The organism is Lysinibacillus sp. GW823-FHT02G10, assembly GCF_058797135.1.
In genome coordinates, this window is record NZ_JBXAJI010000006.1 from 190,115 (window position 1) to 212,450 (window position 22,336).

The 22,336-nt window shown below is 36.6% G+C and carries 24 protein-coding genes; 3 read left to right on the top strand and 21 right to left on the bottom strand.

The window, feature by feature from the left end:
- Positions 1 to 3: 3 nt before the first annotated feature.
- The 6 genes from rplI to rpsF form a co-directional block, all read right to left on the bottom strand.
- Positions 4 to 450: a 50S ribosomal protein L9 gene (gene rplI, locus AC1RFD_RS18030; protein ID WP_004233368.1), complete on the bottom strand. Its 447-nt coding sequence runs from the start codon at positions 448 to 450 to the stop codon at positions 4 to 6.
- The gene (locus tag AC1RFD_RS18035) at positions 450 to 2,420 is read right to left on the bottom strand and encodes a DHH family phosphoesterase (protein WP_004233367.1); all 1,971 of its coding nucleotides are present in this window, start codon (positions 2,418 to 2,420) and stop codon (positions 450 to 452) included. Before AC1RFD_RS18035 ends, rplI begins: the two co-directional genes overlap by 1 nt.
- A 13-nt stretch (positions 2,421 to 2,433) precedes the next feature.
- On the bottom strand, positions 2,434 to 3,375 hold the full coding sequence (locus AC1RFD_RS18040) for a YybS family protein (protein WP_066038355.1): 942 nt from the start codon (positions 3,373 to 3,375) through the stop codon (positions 2,434 to 2,436).
- A 250-nt stretch (positions 3,376 to 3,625) separates the two neighbouring features.
- Complete coding sequence (rpsR, locus tag AC1RFD_RS18045) at positions 3,626 to 3,862, bottom strand: 30S ribosomal protein S18 (RefSeq protein ID WP_012296211.1); 237 nt, start codon at positions 3,860 to 3,862, stop codon at positions 3,626 to 3,628.
- Positions 3,863 to 3,902: 40 nt separating this feature from the next.
- The gene (gene ssb / locus AC1RFD_RS18050; RefSeq protein WP_054548816.1) at positions 3,903 to 4,469 is read right to left on the bottom strand and encodes a single-stranded DNA-binding protein; all 567 of its coding nucleotides are present in this window, start codon (positions 4,467 to 4,469) and stop codon (positions 3,903 to 3,905) included.
- A 43-nt stretch (positions 4,470 to 4,512) separates the two neighbouring features.
- Positions 4,513 to 4,800, bottom strand: coding sequence for a 30S ribosomal protein S6 (gene rpsF / locus AC1RFD_RS18055; RefSeq protein ID WP_016992320.1), 288 nt, complete (start codon positions 4,798 to 4,800; stop codon positions 4,513 to 4,515).
- A 176-nt stretch (positions 4,801 to 4,976) separates the two neighbouring features.
- Between rpsF and AC1RFD_RS18060 the strand changes: the two genes are divergently transcribed.
- Complete coding sequence (locus tag AC1RFD_RS18060) at positions 4,977 to 5,546, top strand: DUF3267 domain-containing protein (protein ID WP_054548815.1); 570 nt, start codon at positions 4,977 to 4,979, stop codon at positions 5,544 to 5,546.
- A gap of 67 nt (positions 5,547 to 5,613) precedes the next feature.
- Here the strand turns inward: AC1RFD_RS18060 and AC1RFD_RS18065 are convergent, their stop codons facing one another.
- From AC1RFD_RS18065 to AC1RFD_RS18080, 4 genes are all read right to left on the bottom strand, one after another.
- A complete protein-coding gene (locus AC1RFD_RS18065; RefSeq protein ID WP_485601043.1) occupies positions 5,614 to 6,654 on the bottom strand; it encodes an acyl-CoA dehydrogenase family protein in 1,041 nt (346 codons plus the stop codon).
- A gap of 85 nt (positions 6,655 to 6,739) precedes the next feature.
- Positions 6,740 to 7,840 carry a redox-regulated ATPase YchF gene (ychF, locus tag AC1RFD_RS18070; protein ID WP_016994923.1) on the bottom strand — a complete coding sequence of 367 codons (1,101 nt, stop codon included), beginning with the start codon at positions 7,838 to 7,840 and terminating at the stop codon, positions 6,740 to 6,742.
- Between the two features lie 97 nt (positions 7,841 to 7,937).
- Positions 7,938 to 8,138, bottom strand: coding sequence for a DUF951 domain-containing protein (locus AC1RFD_RS18075; protein ID WP_048395226.1), 201 nt, complete (start codon positions 8,136 to 8,138; stop codon positions 7,938 to 7,940).
- 1 nt (position 8,139) lies between these two features.
- A complete protein-coding gene (locus AC1RFD_RS18080; RefSeq protein ID WP_048395224.1) occupies positions 8,140 to 9,012 on the bottom strand; it encodes a mechanosensitive ion channel family protein in 873 nt (290 codons plus the stop codon).
- 91 nt (positions 9,013 to 9,103) lie between these two features.
- Between AC1RFD_RS18080 and yyaC the strand changes: the two genes are divergently transcribed.
- Positions 9,104 to 9,736 carry a spore protease YyaC gene (yyaC, locus tag AC1RFD_RS18085; protein ID WP_048395222.1) on the top strand — a complete coding sequence of 211 codons (633 nt, stop codon included), beginning with the start codon at positions 9,104 to 9,106 and terminating at the stop codon, positions 9,734 to 9,736.
- Here yyaC and AC1RFD_RS18090 read toward each other — a convergent pair.
- The 11 genes from AC1RFD_RS18090 to rpmH form a co-directional block, all read right to left on the bottom strand.
- Positions 9,656 to 10,369 (bottom strand): DUF554 domain-containing protein, encoded by a 714-nt coding sequence (locus tag AC1RFD_RS18090; protein ID WP_048395220.1) that lies wholly within the window; start codon positions 10,367 to 10,369, stop codon positions 9,656 to 9,658. The two genes, yyaC and AC1RFD_RS18090, sit on opposite strands and share 81 nt — an antisense overlap.
- 78 nt (positions 10,370 to 10,447) lie before the next feature.
- The gene (locus AC1RFD_RS18095) at positions 10,448 to 11,296 is read right to left on the bottom strand and encodes a ParB/RepB/Spo0J family partition protein (protein ID WP_048395218.1); all 849 of its coding nucleotides are present in this window, start codon (positions 11,294 to 11,296) and stop codon (positions 10,448 to 10,450) included.
- Positions 11,289 to 12,050 (bottom strand): ParA family protein, encoded by a 762-nt coding sequence (locus AC1RFD_RS18100; protein WP_048395216.1) that lies wholly within the window; start codon positions 12,048 to 12,050, stop codon positions 11,289 to 11,291. Before AC1RFD_RS18100 ends, AC1RFD_RS18095 begins: the two co-directional genes overlap by 8 nt.
- Positions 12,051 to 12,273: 223 nt before the next feature.
- A complete protein-coding gene (gene noc, locus AC1RFD_RS18105) occupies positions 12,274 to 13,173 on the bottom strand; it encodes a nucleoid occlusion protein (protein ID WP_004233323.1) in 900 nt (299 codons plus the stop codon).
- A 179-nt stretch (positions 13,174 to 13,352) separates the two neighbouring features.
- Positions 13,353 to 14,069 carry a 16S rRNA (guanine(527)-N(7))-methyltransferase RsmG gene (rsmG, locus tag AC1RFD_RS18110; protein WP_066038358.1) on the bottom strand — a complete coding sequence of 239 codons (717 nt, stop codon included), beginning with the start codon at positions 14,067 to 14,069 and terminating at the stop codon, positions 13,353 to 13,355.
- A gap of 115 nt (positions 14,070 to 14,184) precedes the next feature.
- Positions 14,185 to 16,077, bottom strand: a complete 1,893-nt coding sequence (gene mnmG, locus AC1RFD_RS18115; protein ID WP_048395211.1) for a tRNA uridine-5-carboxymethylaminomethyl(34) synthesis enzyme MnmG — start codon at positions 16,075 to 16,077, stop codon at positions 14,185 to 14,187.
- A 27-nt stretch (positions 16,078 to 16,104) separates the two neighbouring features.
- Positions 16,105 to 17,490 carry a tRNA uridine-5-carboxymethylaminomethyl(34) synthesis GTPase MnmE gene (gene mnmE / locus AC1RFD_RS18120; RefSeq protein WP_054548811.1) on the bottom strand — a complete coding sequence of 462 codons (1,386 nt, stop codon included), beginning with the start codon at positions 17,488 to 17,490 and terminating at the stop codon, positions 16,105 to 16,107.
- Positions 17,491 to 17,739: 249 nt separating this feature from the next.
- Positions 17,740 to 18,540, bottom strand: coding sequence for an RNA-binding cell elongation regulator Jag/EloR (gene jag, locus AC1RFD_RS18125; protein ID WP_492475158.1), 801 nt, complete (start codon positions 18,538 to 18,540; stop codon positions 17,740 to 17,742).
- Entirely contained in the window at positions 18,537 to 19,307 is a 771-nt protein-coding gene (yidC, locus tag AC1RFD_RS18130; protein ID WP_025115704.1) for a membrane protein insertase YidC, read from the bottom strand. Before yidC ends, jag begins: the two co-directional genes overlap by 4 nt.
- Before the next feature lie 373 nt (positions 19,308 to 19,680).
- Complete coding sequence (gene rnpA, locus AC1RFD_RS18135; protein ID WP_048395204.1) at positions 19,681 to 20,025, bottom strand: ribonuclease P protein component; 345 nt, start codon at positions 20,023 to 20,025, stop codon at positions 19,681 to 19,683.
- A 100-nt stretch (positions 20,026 to 20,125) separates the two neighbouring features.
- Positions 20,126 to 20,260 (bottom strand): 50S ribosomal protein L34, encoded by a 135-nt coding sequence (gene rpmH, locus AC1RFD_RS18140; protein WP_004233310.1) that lies wholly within the window; start codon positions 20,258 to 20,260, stop codon positions 20,126 to 20,128.
- A 592-nt stretch (positions 20,261 to 20,852) separates the two neighbouring features.
- On the opposite strand from rpmH, the gene dnaA reads away from it, so the two are divergent.
- Entirely contained in the window at positions 20,853 to 22,202 is a 1,350-nt protein-coding gene (gene dnaA, locus AC1RFD_RS18145) for a chromosomal replication initiator protein DnaA (RefSeq protein ID WP_004233307.1), read from the top strand.
- The last annotated feature ends 134 nt before the right edge of the window (positions 22,203 to 22,336 follow it).

A 22,336-nucleotide genomic window follows, 5' to 3' on the forward strand; every position in this document is an offset into this window, starting at 1 on the left:
TCCTTATTCTTCCGTTACATGTACTTTTAACGTTGCTGATACTTCATGATGTAGTTTTACAGGAACATTTGTAAAGCCAAGTGAACGAATCCCATCAGGTAAAGTCATTTTACGTTTGTCAATTTTAATACCGTGCACTTTTTGTAATGCATCAGCAATTTGCTTTGTAGATACTGAGCCAAATAAGCGGCCACCATCACCTGATTTTGCTTTTAGCTCAACTGTTAGTGCTTCTACTTTTTCCTTTAATGCTTGTGCTTCAGCTAATTCGGCAGCAGCATTTTTGGCCTCTAATTTCTTTTGCCCCTCTATTTGGCTTAAAGCTTGCGCATTTGCTTCCGCTGCATAGCCATTCTTGATTAAGAAATTTTGTGCATAGCCATCAGCTACGTTTTTAATTTCACCTTTTTTTCCTTTTCCTTTAACGTCTTTTAAAAATACTACTTTCATTAGTCAGAACTCCCTTCAAAGACCTCATTTATGGCCTCTTCTAAATGTTTTTTCACACCATCGATGGATTTAGCATCTATTTGGCAGGCAGCATTCGTTAAATGTCCACCGCCGCCAAGCCTCTCCATAATTAGCTGTACATTGACCTCGCCAAGTGATCGTGCACTTATACCAATTTTGCCATCTGCCCGATGTGCAATGACAAAGGATGCACTAACATCCTTCATCGTTAGTAATATATCGGCTGTTTGCGCAATTAAGACAGAGTCATACACTTTTGATTCCTCACCTACAGCAACAGCTACTCCTGGTTTTACGAACTTAACTGTTTGCACAATTTTGGAGCGCTCTATATATGTGTCCACGTCCTCCTTCAAGAGACGTTGGACCAATACTGTATCGGCACCATTTGTTCGTAAGTAAGAAGCTGCTTCAAATGTACGTGCTCCTGTTCGAAGTGTAAAGCTTTTGGTATCAACGATAATACCCGCTAGTAATGCAGTAGCTTCTAGCATATTAATTTTTGCACGCTTCGGCTGATATTCTAGTAACTCTGTCACTAGCTCTGCTGTGGACGACGCATATGGCTCCATATAAACGAGTGTAGGATTTTCAATAAAGTCCTCACTTCGACGATGATGGTCGATTACAACCACCTTTTCAGCTAATTTCAATAGGTGTGCATCAATTACTAAATTAGGCTTATGTGTATCAACAATAACGAGCAACGATTTCTCAGTCATTTTACCAGCGGCTTCCTCTGGTGTAAGGAAATTTTCATAGAAATCTGATTTACTCTCTATTTCATTCATTAATCGTGTAACGCTACCATTTAATTCATCAAAATTGATAATGACATAGCCCTTTACATCATTCATTTGTGCCATTTTCCGTACACCTACAGAAGCACCAATGGAGTCCATGTCAGGATTTTTATGTCCCATAACAAACACTTGGTCACTGTCTTGAATTAAATCGCGTAATGCATGTGAAATAACGCGCGCTCTAACACGTGTACGTTTTTCGACTGGATTTGTTTTTCCACCATAGAATTTAAGTTTTCCAGTAGGTTGCTTTATCGCCACTTGGTCTCCACCCCGTCCTAATACAAGATCAAGACTGGATTGTGCCAACTCACCAAGCTCCACTAATGAGGATGATCCAGCTCCTACACCAATACTTAATGTTAATGATAAATTCTTTTGAGCTGTTTTTTCTCGAATGGTATCTAATATAGCAAATTTTTTCTTTTCTAGCTCCGTTAAAATGGATTCATTTAAGACTGCTAAGAAACGATCTGATGATATTCGTTTGACAAATACACCATGCTCTGCAGCCCATTCATTGACAATTGAAGTAACCATTGTGTTGGTTAAACTACGTGGTTGATCGTCCATGGCTTGCGTGATTTCATCGTAATTATCGACAAACAATATAGCGATTACTGTACGGTCTGCATAGTATTGCTTTTCAATGGCAATCTGTTCAGTTATATCAAAGAAATACAGTAGTCGTTCCTCTTTTTTATAATAAACACGATATTTCCGATCACGTAGTGTAATCGTCGCCTCATTAGTCTCCTCGGTCTTCATTAATACATAGATGTCATCAGATATATTTACAATACCTTCTCCAACTAATGATTCCATATTTAAAATGCCTTGCATATATGGATTAGACCATTCGATTTCATACTGCTCATTAACCAGCAGTATCCCAATTGGCATTTCAAGCAGTGCCTCTTCCCCTACTTTTTTCATACGGAAGGAGATAGATTCAATGTGCTTTTCTGTTTCCTCAAAAGCTATCTTCTCTACTTTCCATGTGTAGGCCATCAGTAAAACAAAACCTACACCATAACCGATACCTATCCCGATATTCCAAATACATAGAAGCACGAACGTCACAGTTCCAAATATGGAAAGAACAAAAAGCGGATAGCGAATTGGTCGTTTTCTAAATGTCCCCATTACAATCAGCCCCTTATTCTTTAGTCTTCCCCTTTACAAGTGAACGTACGTCAAAACCTAAATCAACAATACCGAGTAAGATCATAAAGGATGATAATGGAATTGCTAATAAAGTTGCTACCCATTTAACTCCATTTGGCATCCCCTTTTTAGAGATAAAATAATGGATAAAAGATATTCCTTGTAAAATCAGTAACAACCATAAAATATAAGAAACATTTAATACAATAATATCTAGCGTAGAGCCAGCCTCAGGACGCATGAATAAATTAATACATAAAACGATCATGTAATACCATAAAATAGAGCGTGGTAATCTCATATTTTGGAATGGAGCAAATTTTGGAACATCTACCCCTAGTCGTTTTAGAGCTGGTAAATTGACTGTAATGATAATAAATGCAGCAAAAAATGCTGAGATTGTTATCGTTGCAGGCATAGTCAGTTCAATTGTTTTAAACATTGCCTCAAGCTGCTCTGGATTAATGGCTACTTGGCCTGTTACATTCTTCGCAAATTCATTAGATTGCTCATAATTTTTACGTGCCATCTCTAAACTCATGCTTATGAAGTCAATCCCTGAAAGCTTTACATAAGCAACATAAACAATTGCCATCGAAAGGAGATTAGCAATCCCCGTTGACATAAATAAATAAAGCTTACTCTTCTTCAAATAAATGGCGTTACCCATAACGACACCTACTAGCCCTAAAATAAAGGCAAATGGCAGCATGGATATTCCACTCGTTATAGTGGTTAGGATACAGCCTACTATTGCTACGAGTATTGATGTGGAACGCTTGTAATTTGCGCTATACCAAGCAATCGGTAGTGGAGCGAATAATAAAGCTACTATAAAGATGAATGGTACATATGCAGAAATTAGCATCAAAATTGTAAAAAGTGCAACCATCATTGAGCCTTGTACAAGCGCTTTTGTTTGATTATTCGGCATTGAAAACCTTCCTTTTTTTCAGTCAAACTTACTACCCTTTATTGTACCATTTTTTCATAGTATTGAACAAAAATCACTTAGATCACTATGTACATTGTCATTATTTTTTCAATTTTAATTCGAACTTTTACCTAAGTAGCTGATAATTTTCCTTTTAACCATAACAAAAAACCAGCATACCCGATACGAATATCGTAATATGCTGGTAGTTAAAATTGATGTAAGGTCAGTTACCTTAACGTCATCAATCTTATTTATCTTCTGCTACGAATGGAAGTAATCCCATGATACGAGATACTTTGATAGCTGAAGTTAATTTACGTTGGTACTTAGCGCTAGTGCCAGTTACGCGACGTGGTAAAATTTTACCGCGCTCAGAGATGAATTTTTTTAATAAATCTACATCTTTATAGTCGATATGCGTAATGTTATTAGCAGTGAAGTAGCAAACTTTACGGCGTTTGCGGCCTCCGCGACGTGGTGCCATAGTGTGTCTCCTCCTTATCTTTTTTTATCATTTAGAAGCATTAGAATGGAAGATCATCCTCAGATACTTCTATTGGCCCTTTGCTATTCGCAAATGGATCCTCATCTACACGTGTATAATTCGGCTGATTCATAGGTGGTTGATTTTGCTGATACGAATCGCCGCCATAGGAACCCTGCCCTGGCATAGCGCCACTAAACTGTTGTTGTGGTTGACCACCGCCATATGACGGTTGGTTATTACCGTAAGTTTGTCCACCATATTGAGGAGCAGGAGCACCGCTACCATTACGGGGTTCTAAAAACTGTACGCTATCCGCCACGACATCTGTTGTGTATACTCGCTTACCATCTTGTCCTTCATAACTGCCTGTCTGGATACGACCTTCTACCCCAATTAAACTTCCTTTTCGCATGAAGTTCGCTAGGTTTTCAGCCTGTTTACGCCAAGCAACACAGCTAATGAAATCAGCTTCGCGTTCACCTTGTTGATTTGAGAATGCACGGTTTACAGCTACTGTAAATCTTGTAGACGCAACTCCATTCGGTGTATAACGTAGCTCAGGATCTTTTGTTAGTCTTCCAACTAATACGACACGGTTAATCATCAGAATACAACCTCCTTTTCAGCGTTTTGTAAAAAATTAATTATTAAGCTTCTTCGCGAACTGCAATGTGGCGAATGATGTCTTCGCTGATGTTAGCAAGACGTGTATACTCGTTGATTGCATCTGAAGTAGCGTTTACTTTTACGATTTGGTAGTAACCTTCGCGGAAGTCTTGAATTTCATAAGCTAAGCGGCGTTTGCCCCACTCTTTTGATTCGATGACTTCTGCACCGTTAGAAGTTAACATTTCGTTGAAACGTTCAACTAAAGCTTTCTTCGCTTCGTCTTCAATGTTCGGACGTACGATGTACATTAATTCGTATTTTCTCATCTGTTTACACCTCCTTATGGACTTAGGCTCTCCTAATTAAGGGAGCAAGGAGCAAGTAATTAATTATTACTCACATCAATGAATTGTAACATATAGGTACATGTCTTTCAAGTCACAAACTAATAATTCGTTATATAATGGCAGTATATTTCATTATCTATGAAAGGAGTGCCTTCATGTTAACCAACGATAAGGAGCCTATCGTTATTGAATTAGATTTAAAGAAGTTAATGATCGACAATTTTGTGATTACAAGTGGTCTTGTCATATTATTTATTGCCATTCAATATATTTGCTTTAAAGATTTCCATTTTTCTTTTTGGAAGATGATTGGTGGCACAGCACTATTTGTTGTGCTGTATATAATTTTTATTATCCTACACGAGGCTTTTCATTTAATTGGCTTTATGATTTTTGGCAGAGTTCCCTTTAAAGCTTTAAAATATGGCATAAATTTAGAGCAAGGTATTGCCTATGCAACTACTGAGCAACCTCTCCCCAACCATGCTATGAAAAAAGCTTTATTACTGCCATTCTGGACGACTGGGGTACTTCCAACCATTGTTGGGTTTTATCTTAACAGTACTGTTTTAATATTGATAGGGGCGGTGTTAATAGCTGGAGCTGTAGGCGATTTTGCCATGTATAAAGAGCTACGCAAATATCCACGTAATGCTATCGTACAGGATGATCCTAAATTACCAAAGCTGTATGTTTATCTATTGCGGGAAAAGGATCATCATTAAAATAAGACTACATAATTAAATAGAATCTGTAGATTAGAAATGAACAACTACAGATTCTATTTATACTTTAAGGAGTTAAAAATCCATGCTGGGCTGCTGTATATAAATTTCTCCAAATACGGTTAATCGTAAATGTTTCTGTAATAGCATCCATACCGAGACTGCGTATTAAATTATTCGCTATCTCTAAGCAGGCAGCAGCTATATCCTTAGCCAATTGAGTAAATTGTGATAATTCCTCTTCCGTTAATTGTTCACCTTTTTGATGCTGTTGCCAAAAGACAGATAATGTTGCATAAAACTGTTCCTCGCATTGCTTGAAACGTTTATGCTGCTGCATCCATAAAAATTGGAAGGCTCCAATTCGCTCAGTTCTGCTTCCATCATGATTTCGTTGCTTCATTAAAGCAAAAGCTTCTTCTAAAAAATTCTCTGTCATCCCAAGACAAACGCCTAAAAAGGAAGCCTCTGCAAAAGTGGTAAATGGAAAGCTATGTACTGAATTGCCATAATCATTTCTGATGACCCCTAATTGAAAAGTAGCTTCCTGTGGTACCCAAACATTGTTTACACGGATTGTATGACTAGCTGTTGCCTTTAAACCCATTGCAGACCAATCATTCAAAATTTCTACATCATGTGGATTTACTGAGCAGCTAATAATTTTTTCGGTTTTGATACCATCTTCTTCAATTAAACAATTCATCGTAAATGTTGATGCATAATTAGAACCACTACAATACTTCCATTGCCCTGTTACATAATAGCCTCCAATTGTTTTTACAGCTATCCCTGTTGGATATCCACTACCTGCTATAACTGCTTCTTTAGGAGAATAGATTTTTTCACAAATTTCCTTACTGAATGTTGGAATAAATGCGTTTCCACCTGTACCAATAGTAATGAGCCATCCAAAATTGCCATCAAGTGCAGACATCTGTTGAAATATCTTTACACCGTCTACTAAATTTAAATCCATACCACCTAATTCTCTTGGAGTGAACAATTTGAATAATCGTTGTTCATAAATATAATCTAAGACATCTTGTGGTAACATCCCCAGTTGCTCAAACTCTAAACCACGTTCCTTAATTTGCACAGGATTCATTCATAAGTCGCCTCCATACATTAAAAATTCTGATAACTAAGCAATCGAAAAAGGGCAACCATTTTAGATTGCCCTTGTAAGTTTTTTATACATTAAAGCGGAATAACATAATATCGCCATCTTGTACTTCATATTCTTTACCTTCAAGACGTACTTTACCAGCTTCCTTAGCCGCTGCTTGCGAACCTGCCTCAAGAAGATCATCATATGCCACTGTTTCTGCACGAATAAAGCCGCGCTCAAAGTCAGTATGAATAATACCTGCACATTGAGGTGCCTTCATTCCTTTACGGAACGTCCAGGCACGTACCTCCTGTACACCTGCAGTGAAGTAAGTAGCTAGTCCTAATAAGTCATAAGAAGTACGAATTAGTTGATCTAAACCAGATTCTTTAATTCCTAATTCTTCTAAGAACATAGCTTTTTCTTCATCATCTAACTCAGAAATTTCTTCTTCGATTTTTGCACAAATAGTAATGACCTGTGCACCTTCAGCGGATGCATACTCACGTACTTTTTTCACATACTCGTTGTTGTCTGCATCTGCTACTTCATCTTCTGAAACGTTTGCTACATAAAGCATTGGTTTAATTGTTAGTAGATGAAGACCTTTAATTACCTTTAATTCATCATCTGATAGCTCAGCTGCTCTAGCTGGTTTACCGTTTTCTAGTTGCTCTTTAATTTTTAGAAGCACTGGCTCTTCTATCATAGCCTCTTTATCTTTTTGTTTCGCCATTTTGCTAACTCGTTGTAAACGTTTATCCACAGATTCTAAGTCAGCTAGTGCAAGCTCTAGATTAATAACTTCAATATCGTCAATTGGATCTACTGCACCAGAAACGTGAGTAATGTTTTCGTCTACAAAACAACGTACTACCTGACAAATTGCGTCTACTTCACGAATATGAGCTAGGAACTTATTTCCTAATCCTTCACCCTTGGAAGCACCTTTAACAATTCCAGCGATATCTGTAAATTCAAATGCAGTTGGCACAGTTTTTTTCGGTACCACTAATTCTGTTAATTTATCTAAACGTGCATCAGGTACTTCAACTATACCAACGTTTGGATCAATCGTTGCGAATGGATAGTTTGCAGCCAATGCGCCCGCTTTTGTTATTGCGTTAAATAATGTTGATTTTCCAACGTTAGGTAAACCAACGATTCCAGCTGTTAATGCCATGGATGGACACAACCTTTCTATACTCAGTTCAAATTTTCTCTCTTATAACCTTATCTATTATATTGATTCACCCAGAAAAAGTCTAATATGCCTGATGTTACGACTCTTCCGCAGAAAATAAAACCTTTTTCATTTTTTTCTCAAATTCACGACGTGGAATCATGACACTATGCTGACATCCTTCGCATTTGATACGTACATCCGCCCCCATACGAATAATTTTCCATTTATTAGTACCGCATGGATGTTGTTTTTTCATTTCAACAATATCGTTTAAACCAAATTTTTTTGCCTCCATCTTACACACTTCTCCCCTCATCTTTGCCATAGAACATCATTTTTGGATAGACCATTGGTATATTATTTTCTTCAAAGAGTTTTGTAATATCGCGGCGTATGGTACGTGCTACTCCATATTGTTGCTGCGGTAATGTTTCAGCAGCTATACGAATGGTTACTTCTGTCCCTTTAACATTTTGCACACCTAGAAATACCGGAGCTGCAATTAATTCTTTATGCATCTTAGGCAATGTCTCTAAATACTTATTAATAACCCCTTCTGCTTTTTCAAAATCAGCATCCGTGGCCATTTGTAAATCTATAAAAATTTTGGAGTTGTTAACAGAATAATTGACGACTTCGCCTATGGCACCATTGGGAATGATGAACTGTTCACCAGTAGCACCATTAATTTTTGTTGTACGTAAGCCAATTTCTACAACTGTACCTTCTGCAGCATTTATTTTTATATAATCGCCTACACCAAACTGGTCTTCAAAAATAATAAAGAATCCAGTAATAACATCCTTTACTAAGCTTTGAGCACCAAAACCTATTGCTAAACCAACAATTCCTGCACCCGCTAATAAACCTGCTACCTTTATATTTAAGGAAGAAAGTATACCAATGATTGCAGAGAAATAAACGACATAGGAAATCACGCTTTGTAATAATCTTGAAATTGTTCGTTGGCGTCGCTCTGAGTGGCTCAATGGTGAACGCATACGGATTAAAAACACCTTTTTAATAAATTTTTTACCTAATCTTACAGCGATCCACGATACTAATAGAATGAGCAAAATTTCTATAGATGCATCAATAACCTTTTCCCAAAGATCCTCAGATGTGAGCTTGTCCCAGTATTTTTCCATTAACTTTTTATTCTTTTCCATCATTACCACCTCTTGAATAACTTGCTAAAAATTTGCGTATACTGCATAAAAATTGAGCACTTCTAAAAATAAAAAGAAAGTGAGTTTTTTTATGAATACTATACCAAATTTGTTACTACCTTATTCCCTTCATCATGAGAGTAAAAATGCTGTTTGGCAATTAAGTACATTATTTTTAGAACATATACCGTTTCATCATGAAAGACTAATTTTTTGTTGTATTGGCAGTGACCGATGTACGGGTGATACACTTGGTCCATTAACTGGTAGCTTTTTAAAAAAATCTGTTAGCTTTCCTTATGAAATTGTAGGCTCCTTAGAAGACCCTTTACATGCTCTAAACCTAGATTCTACAATGCAACAGCTACACAATCATACTACAAAACCATTCATTATTGCGATTGATGCCTGTCTCGGCAGTGAGCAAAATGTTGGTCATATTTCAGTTCAAAGTGGACCCATTTTCCCTGGAAAAGCTGTAAAAAAAGAATTACCCCCAATTGGAGACATTTCCGTGAAAGGAATCGTCAATATTGGAGGCTTTATGGAAATGCTTGTTTTACAAAATACCAGACTTCATATTTCTTATGCAATGGCTGAAAAGCTTTCAAGAGCATTATTACTGGCTGCTCATCGTTATTCACTAAAAAATGTAGAAGATAGCCACCATAATACCAACAATGACGATACCTGGAAGCAAGTTAGCAGCTTTGATCTTAGCTAAGCCTGCAATGTTTAACCCTATTGCCATAATCATAACCCCGCCAACAGCTGTCATTTCTGTAATGAACATTTGTAGTGCGGCATCAGGGATAAAGGAACTTATAACACCTGCAAAAAGAGCTATTAATCCTTGATAAACAAAGACAGGTACAGCGGATAGCATTACACCTATACCTAATGTCGAGGCTAGAATAATGGATGTAAATCCATCTATTAATCCTTTAGTAATGAGTACATTATGATCATTACGAAGACCACTATCAAGAGCACCTATAACAGCCATTGATCCTACAACAAAAATTAGTGAGGCAGTTACAAAGCCCTCTGCTATGCTAATTTGATTTTGGTCATCCCGTTTTGTACGAAATAAACTCTCTACCCATTTACCTAGACGATTCATTTGTTTATCTAAATCTAACCACTCACCTATTACTGTACCTACCACTAAACTTACTACCAATATAATAAAATTATCACTTTCAAAGCCCATTTTTATCCCTAATAATGTGACGGCTAAACCAATAATAGAAAGAACCGTAGATTTCATAGATTCAGGAAGATTTTTAAAAATGCGCCCTACTAATGCTCCTACTATAATTAACACAGCATTTATTAATGCCCCTAGTAATACCACACTTAAGCCTTCTTTCTCTCTAAAAAATAGAGAGCGCCTATTTGCTTGGCGCTCTGATTAAGTTATAGAAATATTATTTTATTCTTCCTGTATGTTTAATATTTCCAATATTCGTTCTAAATCATCTTCAGAATAAAATTCAATTTCTATTTTCCCTTTATTACTTGTTTTCTTTATTTGAACATTTGTTCCAAAGTAGTCTCGTAATTGTGACTCCTTTGCAGTTACAAAGATATCTTTTTTCTTAGGAGGGATTGTTTCACGTGAAACTTCTTCATTTAAGTTTTGCACTAATAATTCAACTTGACGTACGTTCAATCCTAGATTTATTACCTTATTAGCCACTTCTGATATTCTTCTTTTATTTTTTAAGCCGAGTAATGCCCGTCCCTGCCCCATCGATAAAGTTCCATCATTCATCAGTTTACGTACATCTTCTGGTAATGCCAGTAGCCGAACGTGATTGGCAATATGCGGTCTACTTTTTCCTAATCGCTTCGATAACTCTTCCTGAGTTAAATGTAAGTTTTCCATTAAACTCTGATAGGCTTCTGCTTCTTCAATAACAGTTAAATCCTCACGTTGGAGGTTTTCTAAAATAGCAAGCTCCATCATTTGTGCATCTGATAGCTCTTTTATAATGACGGGAATAACCTCGAGGCCAGCTAATAGACAAGCTCTGTAACGACGCTCTCCCGCAACAATTTCAAACTTGCGTGCTTTTTTACGCACAGCAATTGGCTGCAAAATTCCATGTTCTTTAATAGAATCAGCTAATTCTTGTAAACTTTCTTCATCGAAAATTTTACGTGGCTGAAATGGGTTCGCAACAATTAAATCTAATTGGATTTCTTCCACTTGACCACTGTGTTCTAAAGACTCTCCTGGAAATAATGCCCCAATACCCTTTCCTAGACCTTTAGCCATTTTTAATCACTTCCCTCGCCATCTCTAAATAAACTTCTGCACCTCTAGATTTTGCATCATAAGTGATGATTGGTTGACCATGACTTGGTGCCTCACTTAATCGCACATTACGGGGGATTATTGTTTTATATACTTTATCTTGGAAATATTTTTTCACTTCCTCAATAACTTGTAAGCCTAAGTTTGTGCGTGCATCTAGCATTGTTAATAAAACGCCATCGATGTAAAGCTGTTGATTCAAATGCTTTTGAACGAGGCGAACTGTTGATAGTAATTGACTTAACCCTTCCAATGCATAATATTCACATTGTACGGGAATAATAAGCGCATCTGAAGCTGTTAACGCATTGATTGTTAAAAGCCCTAAAGATGGTGGACAGTCAATAATTATATAATCGAAATCCTCTTTCACATTTTGTAAAGCATGTTTTAAACGTACTTCTCTGGAAATAGTCGAAACCAATTCAATTTCTGCACCTGCAAGTGAGATTGTTGCTGGCACGATAGATAAATTTTCAACATTTGTTTTTTGAATGACATTTTGAACATCTTCATCATCAATGAGCACATCATAAATACAACCCTGTATTTCTCCTTTATTAATACCAAGTCCACTTGTTGTATTCCCCTGCGGATCAGTATCAATTAAAAGCACTTTCTTACCTAAGTATGCTAGGCAAGCGCTCAAATTGACCGAAGTTGTTGTTTTACCTACGCCACCCTTTTGATTGGCGATTGCTATAATTCTACCCATTTAAAAGCACCTGCTTTCATCTATCAAAGTTTACTTTGACAAATCATTTGTAAAATCACTATTTAATCCGCTATCTAACTTTCATTCTATCAAAAAATTTGAAGAGAGTTGTATAAAATATTAAGAATAAATACAAAAAAGGAGATATCTCTATTAATCTTCTGAGATATCTCCCCTGTACAGTGATAAATTTAATCATAAATTATTTTTCTAAAATAATTTATTACACTTTTTTCTTTTTAGGTATCTTCACTGTAATTTGATAGTATTCTTCTGTATCTTCTTCTTCAGTTTTCACCGTAATCCCACTTTTCGTTACCATCGTTAAAGACTGTTTGATGGTATTCAAAGCAATACGTACATCTTTACTTATAGCTTTACGTTTCGGTTTAGCTTTCTTTGGAATTGATTCTTCCTGCTCATCAGCTACAGGATGTAATATAGCCTGGATTTGCTCCTCTAACTGTCGCACATTCCAATCATTTTCAATTGCTAGCTGCAAAATTTCTAGTTGCAATGGTTGATCTTTAATAGCAATTAATGCACGTGCATGTCGTTCAGATATTTTTCGCTTCAAAATAGCTTGCTGTACTTCATCTGGCAGCCTTAATAAACGTAATTTGTTGGCTACAGTGGATTGTCCTTTTCCAAGTCTTTGGGCAAGAGCTTCCTGTGTTAGCTCATGAAGCTCTAATAATTTTTGATAGGCTACCGCTTCTTCAATAGCAGTTAACTCCTCACGCTGCAAGTTCTCTATTAACGCAATAGATGCTGTTTCCTTATCAGTTAAATTACGTACAATAGCAGGGACTTCTGTCCATTGTAGCTTTTTCATCGCTCGATAACGACGCTCACCAGCGATAATTTCATATTGATTGTCTGATGTTTTACGTACAACAATTGGCTGAATCACACCATGTGTATGAATGGTTCTTGATAATTCTTCAATTTTTTCATCATCAAAAATAGTACGTGGCTGAAAACGGTTAGGTACAATTTGATCAATAGGCAACTTTATGACTTCTTCCGCTGCATGAACCGCCTCTGCTTGTTCTACTTCATTTTTCACAATAGGCTCTGTTTTACTTCCGCCTCCAAAAAAACGTGAAAAAGGACTTTTCATCCAAGTGGCACCACCTTTAAGTAACTATCTTGCTCTGTGTCATTCTATTATTATTTATTATATTTCTTTAAATGTATATAGTTCATAGATGTCTTTTGCGTGAACCATCCATAACTAGTATGTATGCTCAAAATAGAAAAAATATTTTCCACTTTGAGAAGTTTCACATGAAACACTAATTATTGAATCGGTGTTTTATTTGGTACACCTGGCTTACGCGGATATTTTTTCGGTGTTCCTTTTATTTTATCAAATATATATAAAATGCGTTCACTTTCTTCAACAGGTAGCTTGAAAGAAAATTCCTCTCTCAGTTTAACACCCAATGTTGTTAAAGCTTTTTTAGCATCCTTTAGTTCTTCTGCCCCTGCTGCGGCTTTTAAAGCAACAAAATATCCATCTTGTTTCGCTAAAGGTACACATAACTCTGCTAGAACGGATAAACGAGCTACAGCTCGTGCTGTTACCACATCAAATTGTTCGCGGTATTTTAAATTTTGGCCAAACTCTTCCGCTCGAGCATGTACAAAATGCATATTCTCTAATTGTAACTCATCACTTAAATGATTTAAAAAGGTAATTCTTTTATTTAAGGAGTCGACAATTGTAACTTGTAAATGCGGGAAACAGATTTTAATTGGGATACTTGGGAAACCAGCTCCTGCCCCAACATCACAAACAGTTATGACTTTTGAAAAATCAAAGTAAAATGAAGGACTAATCGAATCGAAGAAATGCTTTAAATACACGCCTTCTAAATCTGTAATGGCAGTTAAATTCATCTTTTCATTCCACTCAACAAGTAATTCAAAATACTTTTTAAATTGAGCAATCTGTATATCAGAAAGTTCGATACCTTTCTCTTTCAGAGCCTCAATAAATTGTTGTTCGTTCATGTAAAGTCTCCTTTGTTGATCTAGCTATACAACTCCAACTAATAGTATAGCTTTAAAAATAGGAAGCGGGCACAATGGTATGCCCGCCTCTTATTCACTTTACTGTTGTTGATGATCAGCTGCTTACTTTCGCAATTTTACCTTGTTCAATATAAACAAGCAGAATTGAAATATCAGCTGGATTAACACCAGAAATACGAGAGGCTTGCGCAATAGATAGAGGTGTAACTTGTTTTAATTTTTGACGCGCTTCTGTTGCTAAACCTGAAATAGCATCGTAATCAATATTCTCAGGAATTTTTTTGTTTTCCATTTTGTGTAGTTTCTCTACCTGTTGCAATGCTTTTTCGATATAGCCTTCATATTTAAGCTGGATTTCAATTTGTTCTTTCACTTCATCAGCCAATTCGATTTCTGCCGGAATTAAAGAAGAGATTAACTCATAATGCATTTCAGGGCGTTTTAATAAGTCTGCACCACGTATACCGTCTTTTAATTCACTACCACCAACAGAACGAATAACAGATTGTGTCGCTTCATTTGGCTTAATAATGACTTCACGAAGACGTGCAATTTCATTTTCAATCAGCTCTTTTTTCTCATTGAAACTAGCATATCTTTCTTGTGGAATCATCCCCATATTGTAAGCTAACTCTACTAATCGTAGATCTGCATTATCATGACGTAATAGTAAACGATATTCTGCACGAGATGTTAATAAACGATATGGCTCATTTGTTCCTTTTGTCACTAGGTCATCGATCAAAACGCCAATATAAGCATCCGAACGGCTCAAAATTAATTCGTCTTTACCTAGTACATTAGCAGCAGCATTCATGCCCGCCATTAAGCCTTGCGCGGCAGCTTCTTCATAGCCAGATGTGCCGTTGATTTGACCCGCTGTATATAAGCCTTTAATACGTTTTGTTTCTAAAGTTGGCCATAGTTGTGTTGGCACAATTGAATCGTATTCAATAGCATAACCAGCGCGCATCATTTCCGCATTCTCTAAGCCAGGTATAGATTTTAGTAAACGTGTTTGAACATGCTCTGGTAGGCTTGTTGACAAACCTTGAACATAAACCTCACGTGTATTGCGGCCTTCTGGCTCTAAGAAGATTTGGTGTCTTGGCTTATCATTAAAACGTACAACTTTATCTTCAATAGATGGGCAATAACGTGGACCTGTCCCTTTAATCATCCCTGAATACATCGGTGAAAGATGTAAATTTGCTTCAATAATTTCATGAGTTTCAGGGCTTGTATATGTTAACCAGCAAGGTAGCTGATCCATGATGAATTCAGTCGTTTCAAAACTAAATGCACGTGGAACATCATCACCTGGTTGAATCTCTGTTTTGTCATAATCTATTGTTCGATTATTCACACGTGGTGGTGTACCTGTTTTAAATCGAACTAGATCAAAACCTAGCTCTTTTAAATTATCAGCTAAGCGAATTGACGGTTGTTGGTTATTAGGACCACTTGAATATTTAATATCACCAATAATGATTTCACCACGTAGGAAAGTACCTGTTGTCACGACAACTGTTTTAGCACGATAAACGGCACCAATTTGTGTAATGACCCCTTTTACTTCCCCATCCTCAATAATTAACTCTTCAACCATCCCTTGATGGATTGTTAAGTTTGGTGTTTCTTCTAATACTCGTTTCATTTCTTGCTGATACAAAACTTTGTCCGCTTGTGCGCGCAATGCACGTACAGCTGGGCCTTTCCCTGTATTCAACATTCGCATTTGAATATGCGTTTTATCTATCACTTTCCCCATGACGCCTCCTAAAGCGTCAATCTCACGTACGACAATTCCTTTGGCAGGACCACCAATAGATGGATTACATGGCATAAATGCAATCATATCTAAATTGATTGTTAGCATTAATGTGTTAGCACCCATTTTAGCTGCGGCATGTGCAGCTTCTGAACCTGCATGACCAGCACCAATCACAATTACATCAAACGTGCCTGCCTCATATTTTGTTGGCATGCTCGTACCTTCCTTTCTTTCTGAAAATTATTTTCCTAAACAGAACTGAGAAAATAGTTGATTGATGAGGCTTTCTTGAACAGTATCACCAATGATTTCGCCAAGTATTTCCCATGTTCTTGTTACATCAATTTGTACCATATCAACTGGTACACCATCCTGTGCAGCTGCTATTGCATCTTCTACCGTTGCTTGCGCTTGGTGTAGAAGGGCAATATGTCTTGCGTTTGAAACATATGTTAAATCGCCCGCTTCGATTTGTCCCTCAAAGAACAATGCAGCAATGGCTTCTTCTAGCTCTGTAATACCTTCCTCTTGTAGCAGAGAAGTTGTTACAATGCGATGGTCACCAGCTAATTCCTTGACACGAGCCAAATCAATTTTTTGCGGTAAATCTGTTTTATTGACAATAACGATGTAATCCATCGCTTCAATTGTTTCGAATAGACGCTCATCCTCAGCAGTTAATTCATCTGCATAGTTTAATACAAACAGAATTAAATCAGCTCCACGAAGAGCTTCCCGTGAGCGTTCTACTCCAATTCGTTCAACAATATCTTCTGTTTCCCGAATACCCGCTGTATCCACTAAACGAAGTGGAACACCTCGGACATTGACGTACTCCTCTATAATATCACGAGTAGTCCCTGCAATATCTGTCACTATGGCCTTATTTTCTTGTACTAAGCTATTTAATAGTGAAGATTTCCCTACATTCGGACGACCTAAAATAACTGTTGATAATCCCTCACGTAAAATTTTTCCTTGAGAAGATGTTTGCAAAAGTTTTATAATTTCATTTTTTACCCATGTACATTTCTCTACTAATACAGGTACAGTCATTTCTTCTACATCATCATACTCTGGATAATCTATATTAACCTCTACTTGGGCTAATGTCTCTAGTAAAGCTTGGCGCAAATCACCAATAAGTCTCGATAATTTTCCATCCATTTGACCCAGAGCCACATTCATCGCACGATCTGTTTTAGCTCTTATCAAATCCATTACTGCTTCAGCCTGTGATAAATCAATACGTCCGTTTAAAAAGGCACGTTTTGTGAATTCACCTGGCTCAGCTAACCTTGCTCCATTTGTTAAAGCAAGTTGCAACACGCGTTTGACTGAAACTAATCCACCATGACAGTTTATTTCAACTACATCCTCACGTGTGAATGTTTTTGGCCCACGCATCAGCGATAGCATTACTTCCTCTACTACCTCATTAGTTTTAGGATCGACTAAATGTCCATAATGAATAGTGTGCGAATCTTTGGTTGTTAAACTTTTTCCCCCGGGTGATTTGAATATTTTGTCTGCAATCGTCACAGCCTCGTCTCCACTTAAACGAACGATGGCTATGGCACCTTCACCCATCGGTGTGGATATCGCAGCAATTGTATCGAACTCCATTTAATGACCTCCTCAACGTTATCCACATGTGGATAATCAAAACCGACCAATACTTACTAACACCTTAGACTAACATATTTTCAGCAAAATCTAAAGTAAGGATCATTTCCAAATGTGGATAAAATCAATTTTTCGCTAATCATATTTTCGACAAAATTTGCTACGTTTCATTAAAAAAGGTCATTTTATCTAAAAGATAAAATGACCTTTCAAAATATATTGTCTGTATGATTATGTGAAACAGTCTAATTATTTTTTTACGGGTTCTATTACTAAATAACGATTAGGCTCCGTACCTTCTGAATACGTTTCAAGATCTAGACGATTTGCTAATTGATTATGAATTATCTTTCGTTCGTAAGACGGCATTGGTTCAAATGCCACACGTTGATTTAAGCGTAATGCCTTATCCGCCATTCGATCCGCAAGTAATTCTAAAGCTACTTGTCGACGCTCGCGATAGTTTTCTACATCTAGTTTCACCATTAAGAACTGCTTTGCGCTTTTATTTAATACGAGTTGTGTTAATTGCTGTAAGGAATTTAATGTTTGACCTCGTTTCCCTATAAGCAGGGCAGCTTTCTCACTTTTTAGTTGAAATAATACATATTTCCCTTCGCGTGTCGTAACAATCTCAAGATCATGAATAGCCAATTGTTCAGCGATACTACTTAAATAAGCCTTTGCCTCTTCAATTGGATTTGCTGAGTCTCCATCCTCATCTTGTTCTTTAACGACTTGTTGAACTTCTTCCATTTCACTTGGTTGTTCAGAAACTTGTGAACTTAGTGTTTCAACATCATCTACTTCTATTGGTTCATATAATTGAGTTACTACCTGCAATTGCGCATTGTCGCTTTCAATTGTCGGAACCTGAACTTCTTTTACTGTTACACGTATCTCTGCAGAACGTGCACCAAAACCTAAAAATCCTTTTTTACCTTCTTGTAAAACTTCAACATCTACTTGTTCACGGGTTTTGCCAAGTTTCTGTAACGCCAATGAGATCGCTTCTTGTGTTGTTGCGCCTATTTGCGTAAGTTGTTTCACTTTTTAGCCCCTCCATTTTGAGCAGGTTGTGTTTTATCTTTATTCCAAGGTTTATAAATGTACAAGTTTTGGAAAATCGAAATAATGTTTCCGATTACCCAGTATAATGATAATGCAGCTGGTAAGGCCATACCAAAACCAATAATCATGAATGGCATAATATACATCATAATTTTCATTTGAGGATTATCCATTGCTGGTCCTGTACGTAACACGATAAATTGCATTAAGCCAGCTGTAATAGCTAATGCAGGTGCTGGATCTGCTAGCGGGAAGATAAAGAAATTCCCTAAATCAAATGTTGATGTTGCATTCATACGGCTAATTGCATGATAGAAACCAATTAAGATTGGCATTTGAATGATTACTGGTAAGCATCCTGCAAGTGGATTTACTCCAGATTCACTCATTAACTTCATCATTTCTTGCTGATATTGTTGTTGTGTCTGAGCATCCTTAGAAGCATACTTCTTTTGCAGTTCCTTCAATTTTGGTTGAATTTCTTGCATCTTTTTAGAACTCTTTGTTTGTTTGATCATCAATGGCAAAATTGCTAAACGAATAATAATCGTTACGGCAATAATCCCCCATGCATACGTACCTAGCAGATCAGCAAAGTATTTTATTGCTGATACCAACGGCCAAACAATGAATTCATTCCAGAAGCCTGTGCTATCTTTGGAAATTGGTTCATTGAATTCTGTACAACCAGAAAGTAGTAAGGCTACCGATACTAGTGACAAAATTACCCAATGTTGTTTTTTCAACCTTCTTCCCCCTACAATTACTATTCACTTTTTCTTATTCTATATGGTTCTTTTTGTACCGACAGTTTCCTATCACATAATCGGTTTAACGTCAGTAGCCTTATCTTTAATTCAGTCCACTTTTGAGAGTCCTCGATGAAGATAAAGTTATCAGTTATTTTATCATGCCTATAACATTCACTCTACTAAATATTCTAATTACACACACTTATTCCTAAGATAAGTTGTGAATTTTACATATTTTTAAGCGAAAACTCTCGCCACAAATACCCCCGTGTGTATAATTCTCTTACATATAATTTTATGCAAAATCACATATTATTTATTCTATTGCTAACAGTACAGGCGTAATTTCACCACTTGGTTGCATACATTACACTTTTTTCATTACCTTTGCGATTCGTAGTACATGCTGCAAACTTTGTTTCACTTCATGAAAATCCATAGTGGCCGCCGGATGTCTGGCGATAATAACATAATCCATATTCGGCTTTAGCTCATCTTTTAATTCATGAATACTTTGTCGAATATAGCGTTTTACTTGGTTGCGTGTTACCGCATTCCCAAGCTTCTTACTAACTGATAAACCTACACGAAATTCCGTTTGTCCCTCTTTTACTAAAAAATAAACAACAAACTGACGATTAGCGAAAGATTTACCTTTTTTAAACACCTTTTGAAAATCATCATTCTTCTTCACTCGTTGGCGTTTTTTCATTTCTTTCACCTGCTATTAGATAATATCTTTTGATCCTCATTTCTAGGTTTACCAAAAATAAAGAAAAAAAAGACCACTGATGTGGCTCAGTGGACTTATTTTATGCTGATAAAACTTTTCTTCCTTTACGACGACGAGCAGCAAGAACTTTGCGACCGTTTTTCGTGCTCATACGTGCGCGGAAACCGTGTACTTTGCTGTGCTTACGTTTTTTTGGTTGGTAAGTACGTTTCATTTATATAGACACCTCCTGATATGAGTTGAATTTTTCAACATACAGACTCGAATATTATATAAAGTATCTAGTTATTTTGTCAATGAATTTCACAAATTTCTTTTAATCCGTCGAACTATCTATTTATTTTATTCTCAATTTTCTAGTGTTTGGATCTCTACTAGAAATATTTTTTTCTACATAAACATAAAAATATTTATCCACAGAGTACTTGTTTTTTTTACACAGAGTTGTGTATAGTATTTTTTGCATTATTTTTTATCCACAACAATTATCTACAGGTTTCTCACATAAGCAGTGCTTGTGGACAACTATAAAGTGCATAACTGCAAGCTATGTGGATAAGTTTCACAAACTATTGAAATAGCTTTGTTTTTCTGATACGATTACTGTGCTTCACTTTGTTGAAAACTAAAACGAACATTTTAATTATCCACAACTGTTAATATGCTGTGGATAATTTTCATCACAGCCTTTGGTTAACTTTTATCCACAACTTGTGATTATGTGGACGAGTTATAAAATGAACGTATTTACAATTCTATAAATGCGATTTTTTTTTGTATTGAACACTGTAAAGGAGATTAGTAGCTTGGAACATTTAGAAGAACTATGGAACAATGTCCTGGCTCAAGTTGAACAAAAAATTTCTAAACCAAGCTTCGAAACGTGGCTAAAGTCTACGAAATTACTATCTTACAATGGTAGTGGGTCCACTGTGACAATTGCTGCGCCAAATTCGTTTGCTCGAGACTGGCTTGAAAATCATTATATTCATTTGATTACAGGTATATTAACGGAGCTAACAGGCGAAGACTTGCTTATTAAATTTGTTGTTCAAAAAAACCAGGATTCGGACGATTTTGATTTGCCAGCGCCGATTATCCAAGCAAAAAATAATGAACATCATGATATTTCACCAGGTATGTTAAACCCGAAATATACTTTTGACACGTTTGTTATTGGCTCTGGTAACCGCTTTGCACATGCAGCTTCGCTAGCTGTAGCTGAAGCACCTGCTAAGGCATACAATCCATTCTTTATTTATGGGGGAGTAGGGCTAGGTAAAACGCACTTAATGCACGCTATTGGTCATTATGTATTAGAGCATAATCCAAATGCTAAAGTAGTGTACTTATCATCCGAGAAATTTACAAATGAATTTATTAACTCAATTCGTGATAACAAAGCACTTGATTTTCGCAATAAGTACCGCAACGTGGATGTACTGCTAATTGATGATATTCAATTCCTTGCTGGAAAAGAATCAACTCAAGAAGAATTTTTCCACACTTTTAATACTTTACATGAAGAATCCAAACAAATTGTTATATCAAGTGACCGACCTCCTAAGGAGATCCCAACTTTAGAAGATCGGCTCCGTTCACGTTTCGAGTGGGGGTTAATAACTGATATTGCGCCACCCGATTTGGAAACTCGTATCGCTATTTTGCGTAAAAAAGCAAAAGCAGACGGTCTAGAGGTACCAAATGAAGTAATGCTTTATATTGCGAACCAGATTGACTCCAATATTAGGGAGCTTGAAGGTGCGCTTATTCGCGTCGTTGCCTACTCATCTCTTGTAAACAAAGATATTACAGCGACATTAGCTGCCGAGGCATTGAAGGATATCATTCCAAATTCAAAACCGCGAACAGTGACAATATTAGACATTCAAAATGCAGTAGGGGAACATTTTAGTATACGTTTGGAAGATTTCGCTGCTAAAAAACGTACTAAATTAATTGCTTTTCCACGTCAAATCGCTATGTACTTATCGCGCGAGTTGACAGATTTTTCGCTGCCCAAAATTGGCGAAGAATTTGGTGGCCGCGATCATACGACTGTCATCCATGCGCACGAAAAAATATCTTCTATGTTGAAAAATGACGTTCAACTTCAACAAGATGTTAAACAAATTCGTAGTATGCTAGGCAAGTAATTGCTGTGGACAAACTAACTATTTAAACACAAACTTATACACAGTCTATCTACATGTGGATAGACTGATTTTATTCATAAAAATATACTTATCCACAAATCCACAGGGCCTATTACTATATCTTTTTATTTTAT

Excerpts from the sequence above, each read along its gene's own strand:
- AC1RFD_RS18100 (WP_048395216.1), bottom strand. The coding sequence starts at position 12,050 with ATGGGTAGAATTATAGCAATCGCCAATCAAAAGGGTGGCGTAGGTAAA.
- mnmG (WP_048395211.1), bottom strand. The coding sequence starts at position 16,077 with ATGCCAACAAAATATGAGGCAGGCACGTTTGATGTAATTGTGATTGGT.
- rpmH (WP_004233310.1), bottom strand. The coding sequence starts at position 20,260 with ATGAAACGTACTTACCAACCAAAAAAACGTAAGCACAGCAAAGTACAC.
- rsmG (WP_066038358.1), bottom strand. The coding sequence starts at position 14,069 with ATGAACGAACAACAATTTATTGAGGCTCTGAAAGAGAAAGGTATCGAA.
- rpsF (WP_016992320.1), bottom strand. The coding sequence starts at position 4,800 with ATGAGAAAATACGAATTAATGTACATCGTACGTCCGAACATTGAAGAC.
- yyaC (WP_048395222.1), top strand. The coding sequence starts at position 9,104 with ATGAATACTATACCAAATTTGTTACTACCTTATTCCCTTCATCATGAG.
- AC1RFD_RS18095 (WP_048395218.1), bottom strand. The coding sequence starts at position 11,296 with ATGGCTAAAGGTCTAGGAAAGGGTATTGGGGCATTATTTCCAGGAGAG.
- mnmE (WP_054548811.1), bottom strand. The coding sequence starts at position 17,490 with ATGGAGTTCGATACAATTGCTGCGATATCCACACCGATGGGTGAAGGT.
- AC1RFD_RS18035 (WP_004233367.1), bottom strand. The coding sequence starts at position 2,420 with ATGGGGACATTTAGAAAACGACCAATTCGCTATCCGCTTTTTGTTCTT.
- AC1RFD_RS18080 (WP_048395224.1), bottom strand. The coding sequence starts at position 9,012 with ATGGAAAAGAATAAAAAGTTAATGGAAAAATACTGGGACAAGCTCACA.
- noc (WP_004233323.1), bottom strand. The coding sequence starts at position 13,173 with ATGAAAAGTCCTTTTTCACGTTTTTTTGGAGGCGGAAGTAAAACAGAG.
- ssb (WP_054548816.1), bottom strand. The coding sequence starts at position 4,469 with ATGATTAACCGTGTCGTATTAGTTGGAAGACTAACAAAAGATCCTGAG.
- rplI (WP_004233368.1), bottom strand. The coding sequence starts at position 450 with ATGAAAGTAGTATTTTTAAAAGACGTTAAAGGAAAAGGAAAAAAAGGT.
- AC1RFD_RS18065 (WP_485601043.1), bottom strand. The coding sequence starts at position 6,654 with ATGAATCCTGTGCAAATTAAGGAACGTGGTTTAGAGTTTGAGCAACTG.
- AC1RFD_RS18060 (WP_054548815.1), top strand. The coding sequence starts at position 4,977 with ATGTTAACCAACGATAAGGAGCCTATCGTTATTGAATTAGATTTAAAG.
- ychF (WP_016994923.1), bottom strand. The coding sequence starts at position 7,840 with ATGGCATTAACAGCTGGAATCGTTGGTTTACCTAACGTTGGAAAATCA.
- rpsR (WP_012296211.1), bottom strand. The coding sequence starts at position 3,862 with ATGGCACCACGTCGCGGAGGCCGCAAACGCCGTAAAGTTTGCTACTTC.
- rnpA (WP_048395204.1), bottom strand. The coding sequence starts at position 20,025 with ATGAAAAAACGCCAACGAGTGAAGAAGAATGATGATTTTCAAAAGGTG.
- AC1RFD_RS18075 (WP_048395226.1), bottom strand. The coding sequence starts at position 8,138 with ATGGAGGCAAAAAAATTTGGTTTAAACGATATTGTTGAAATGAAAAAA.
- AC1RFD_RS18040 (WP_066038355.1), bottom strand. The coding sequence starts at position 3,375 with ATGCCGAATAATCAAACAAAAGCGCTTGTACAAGGCTCAATGATGGTT.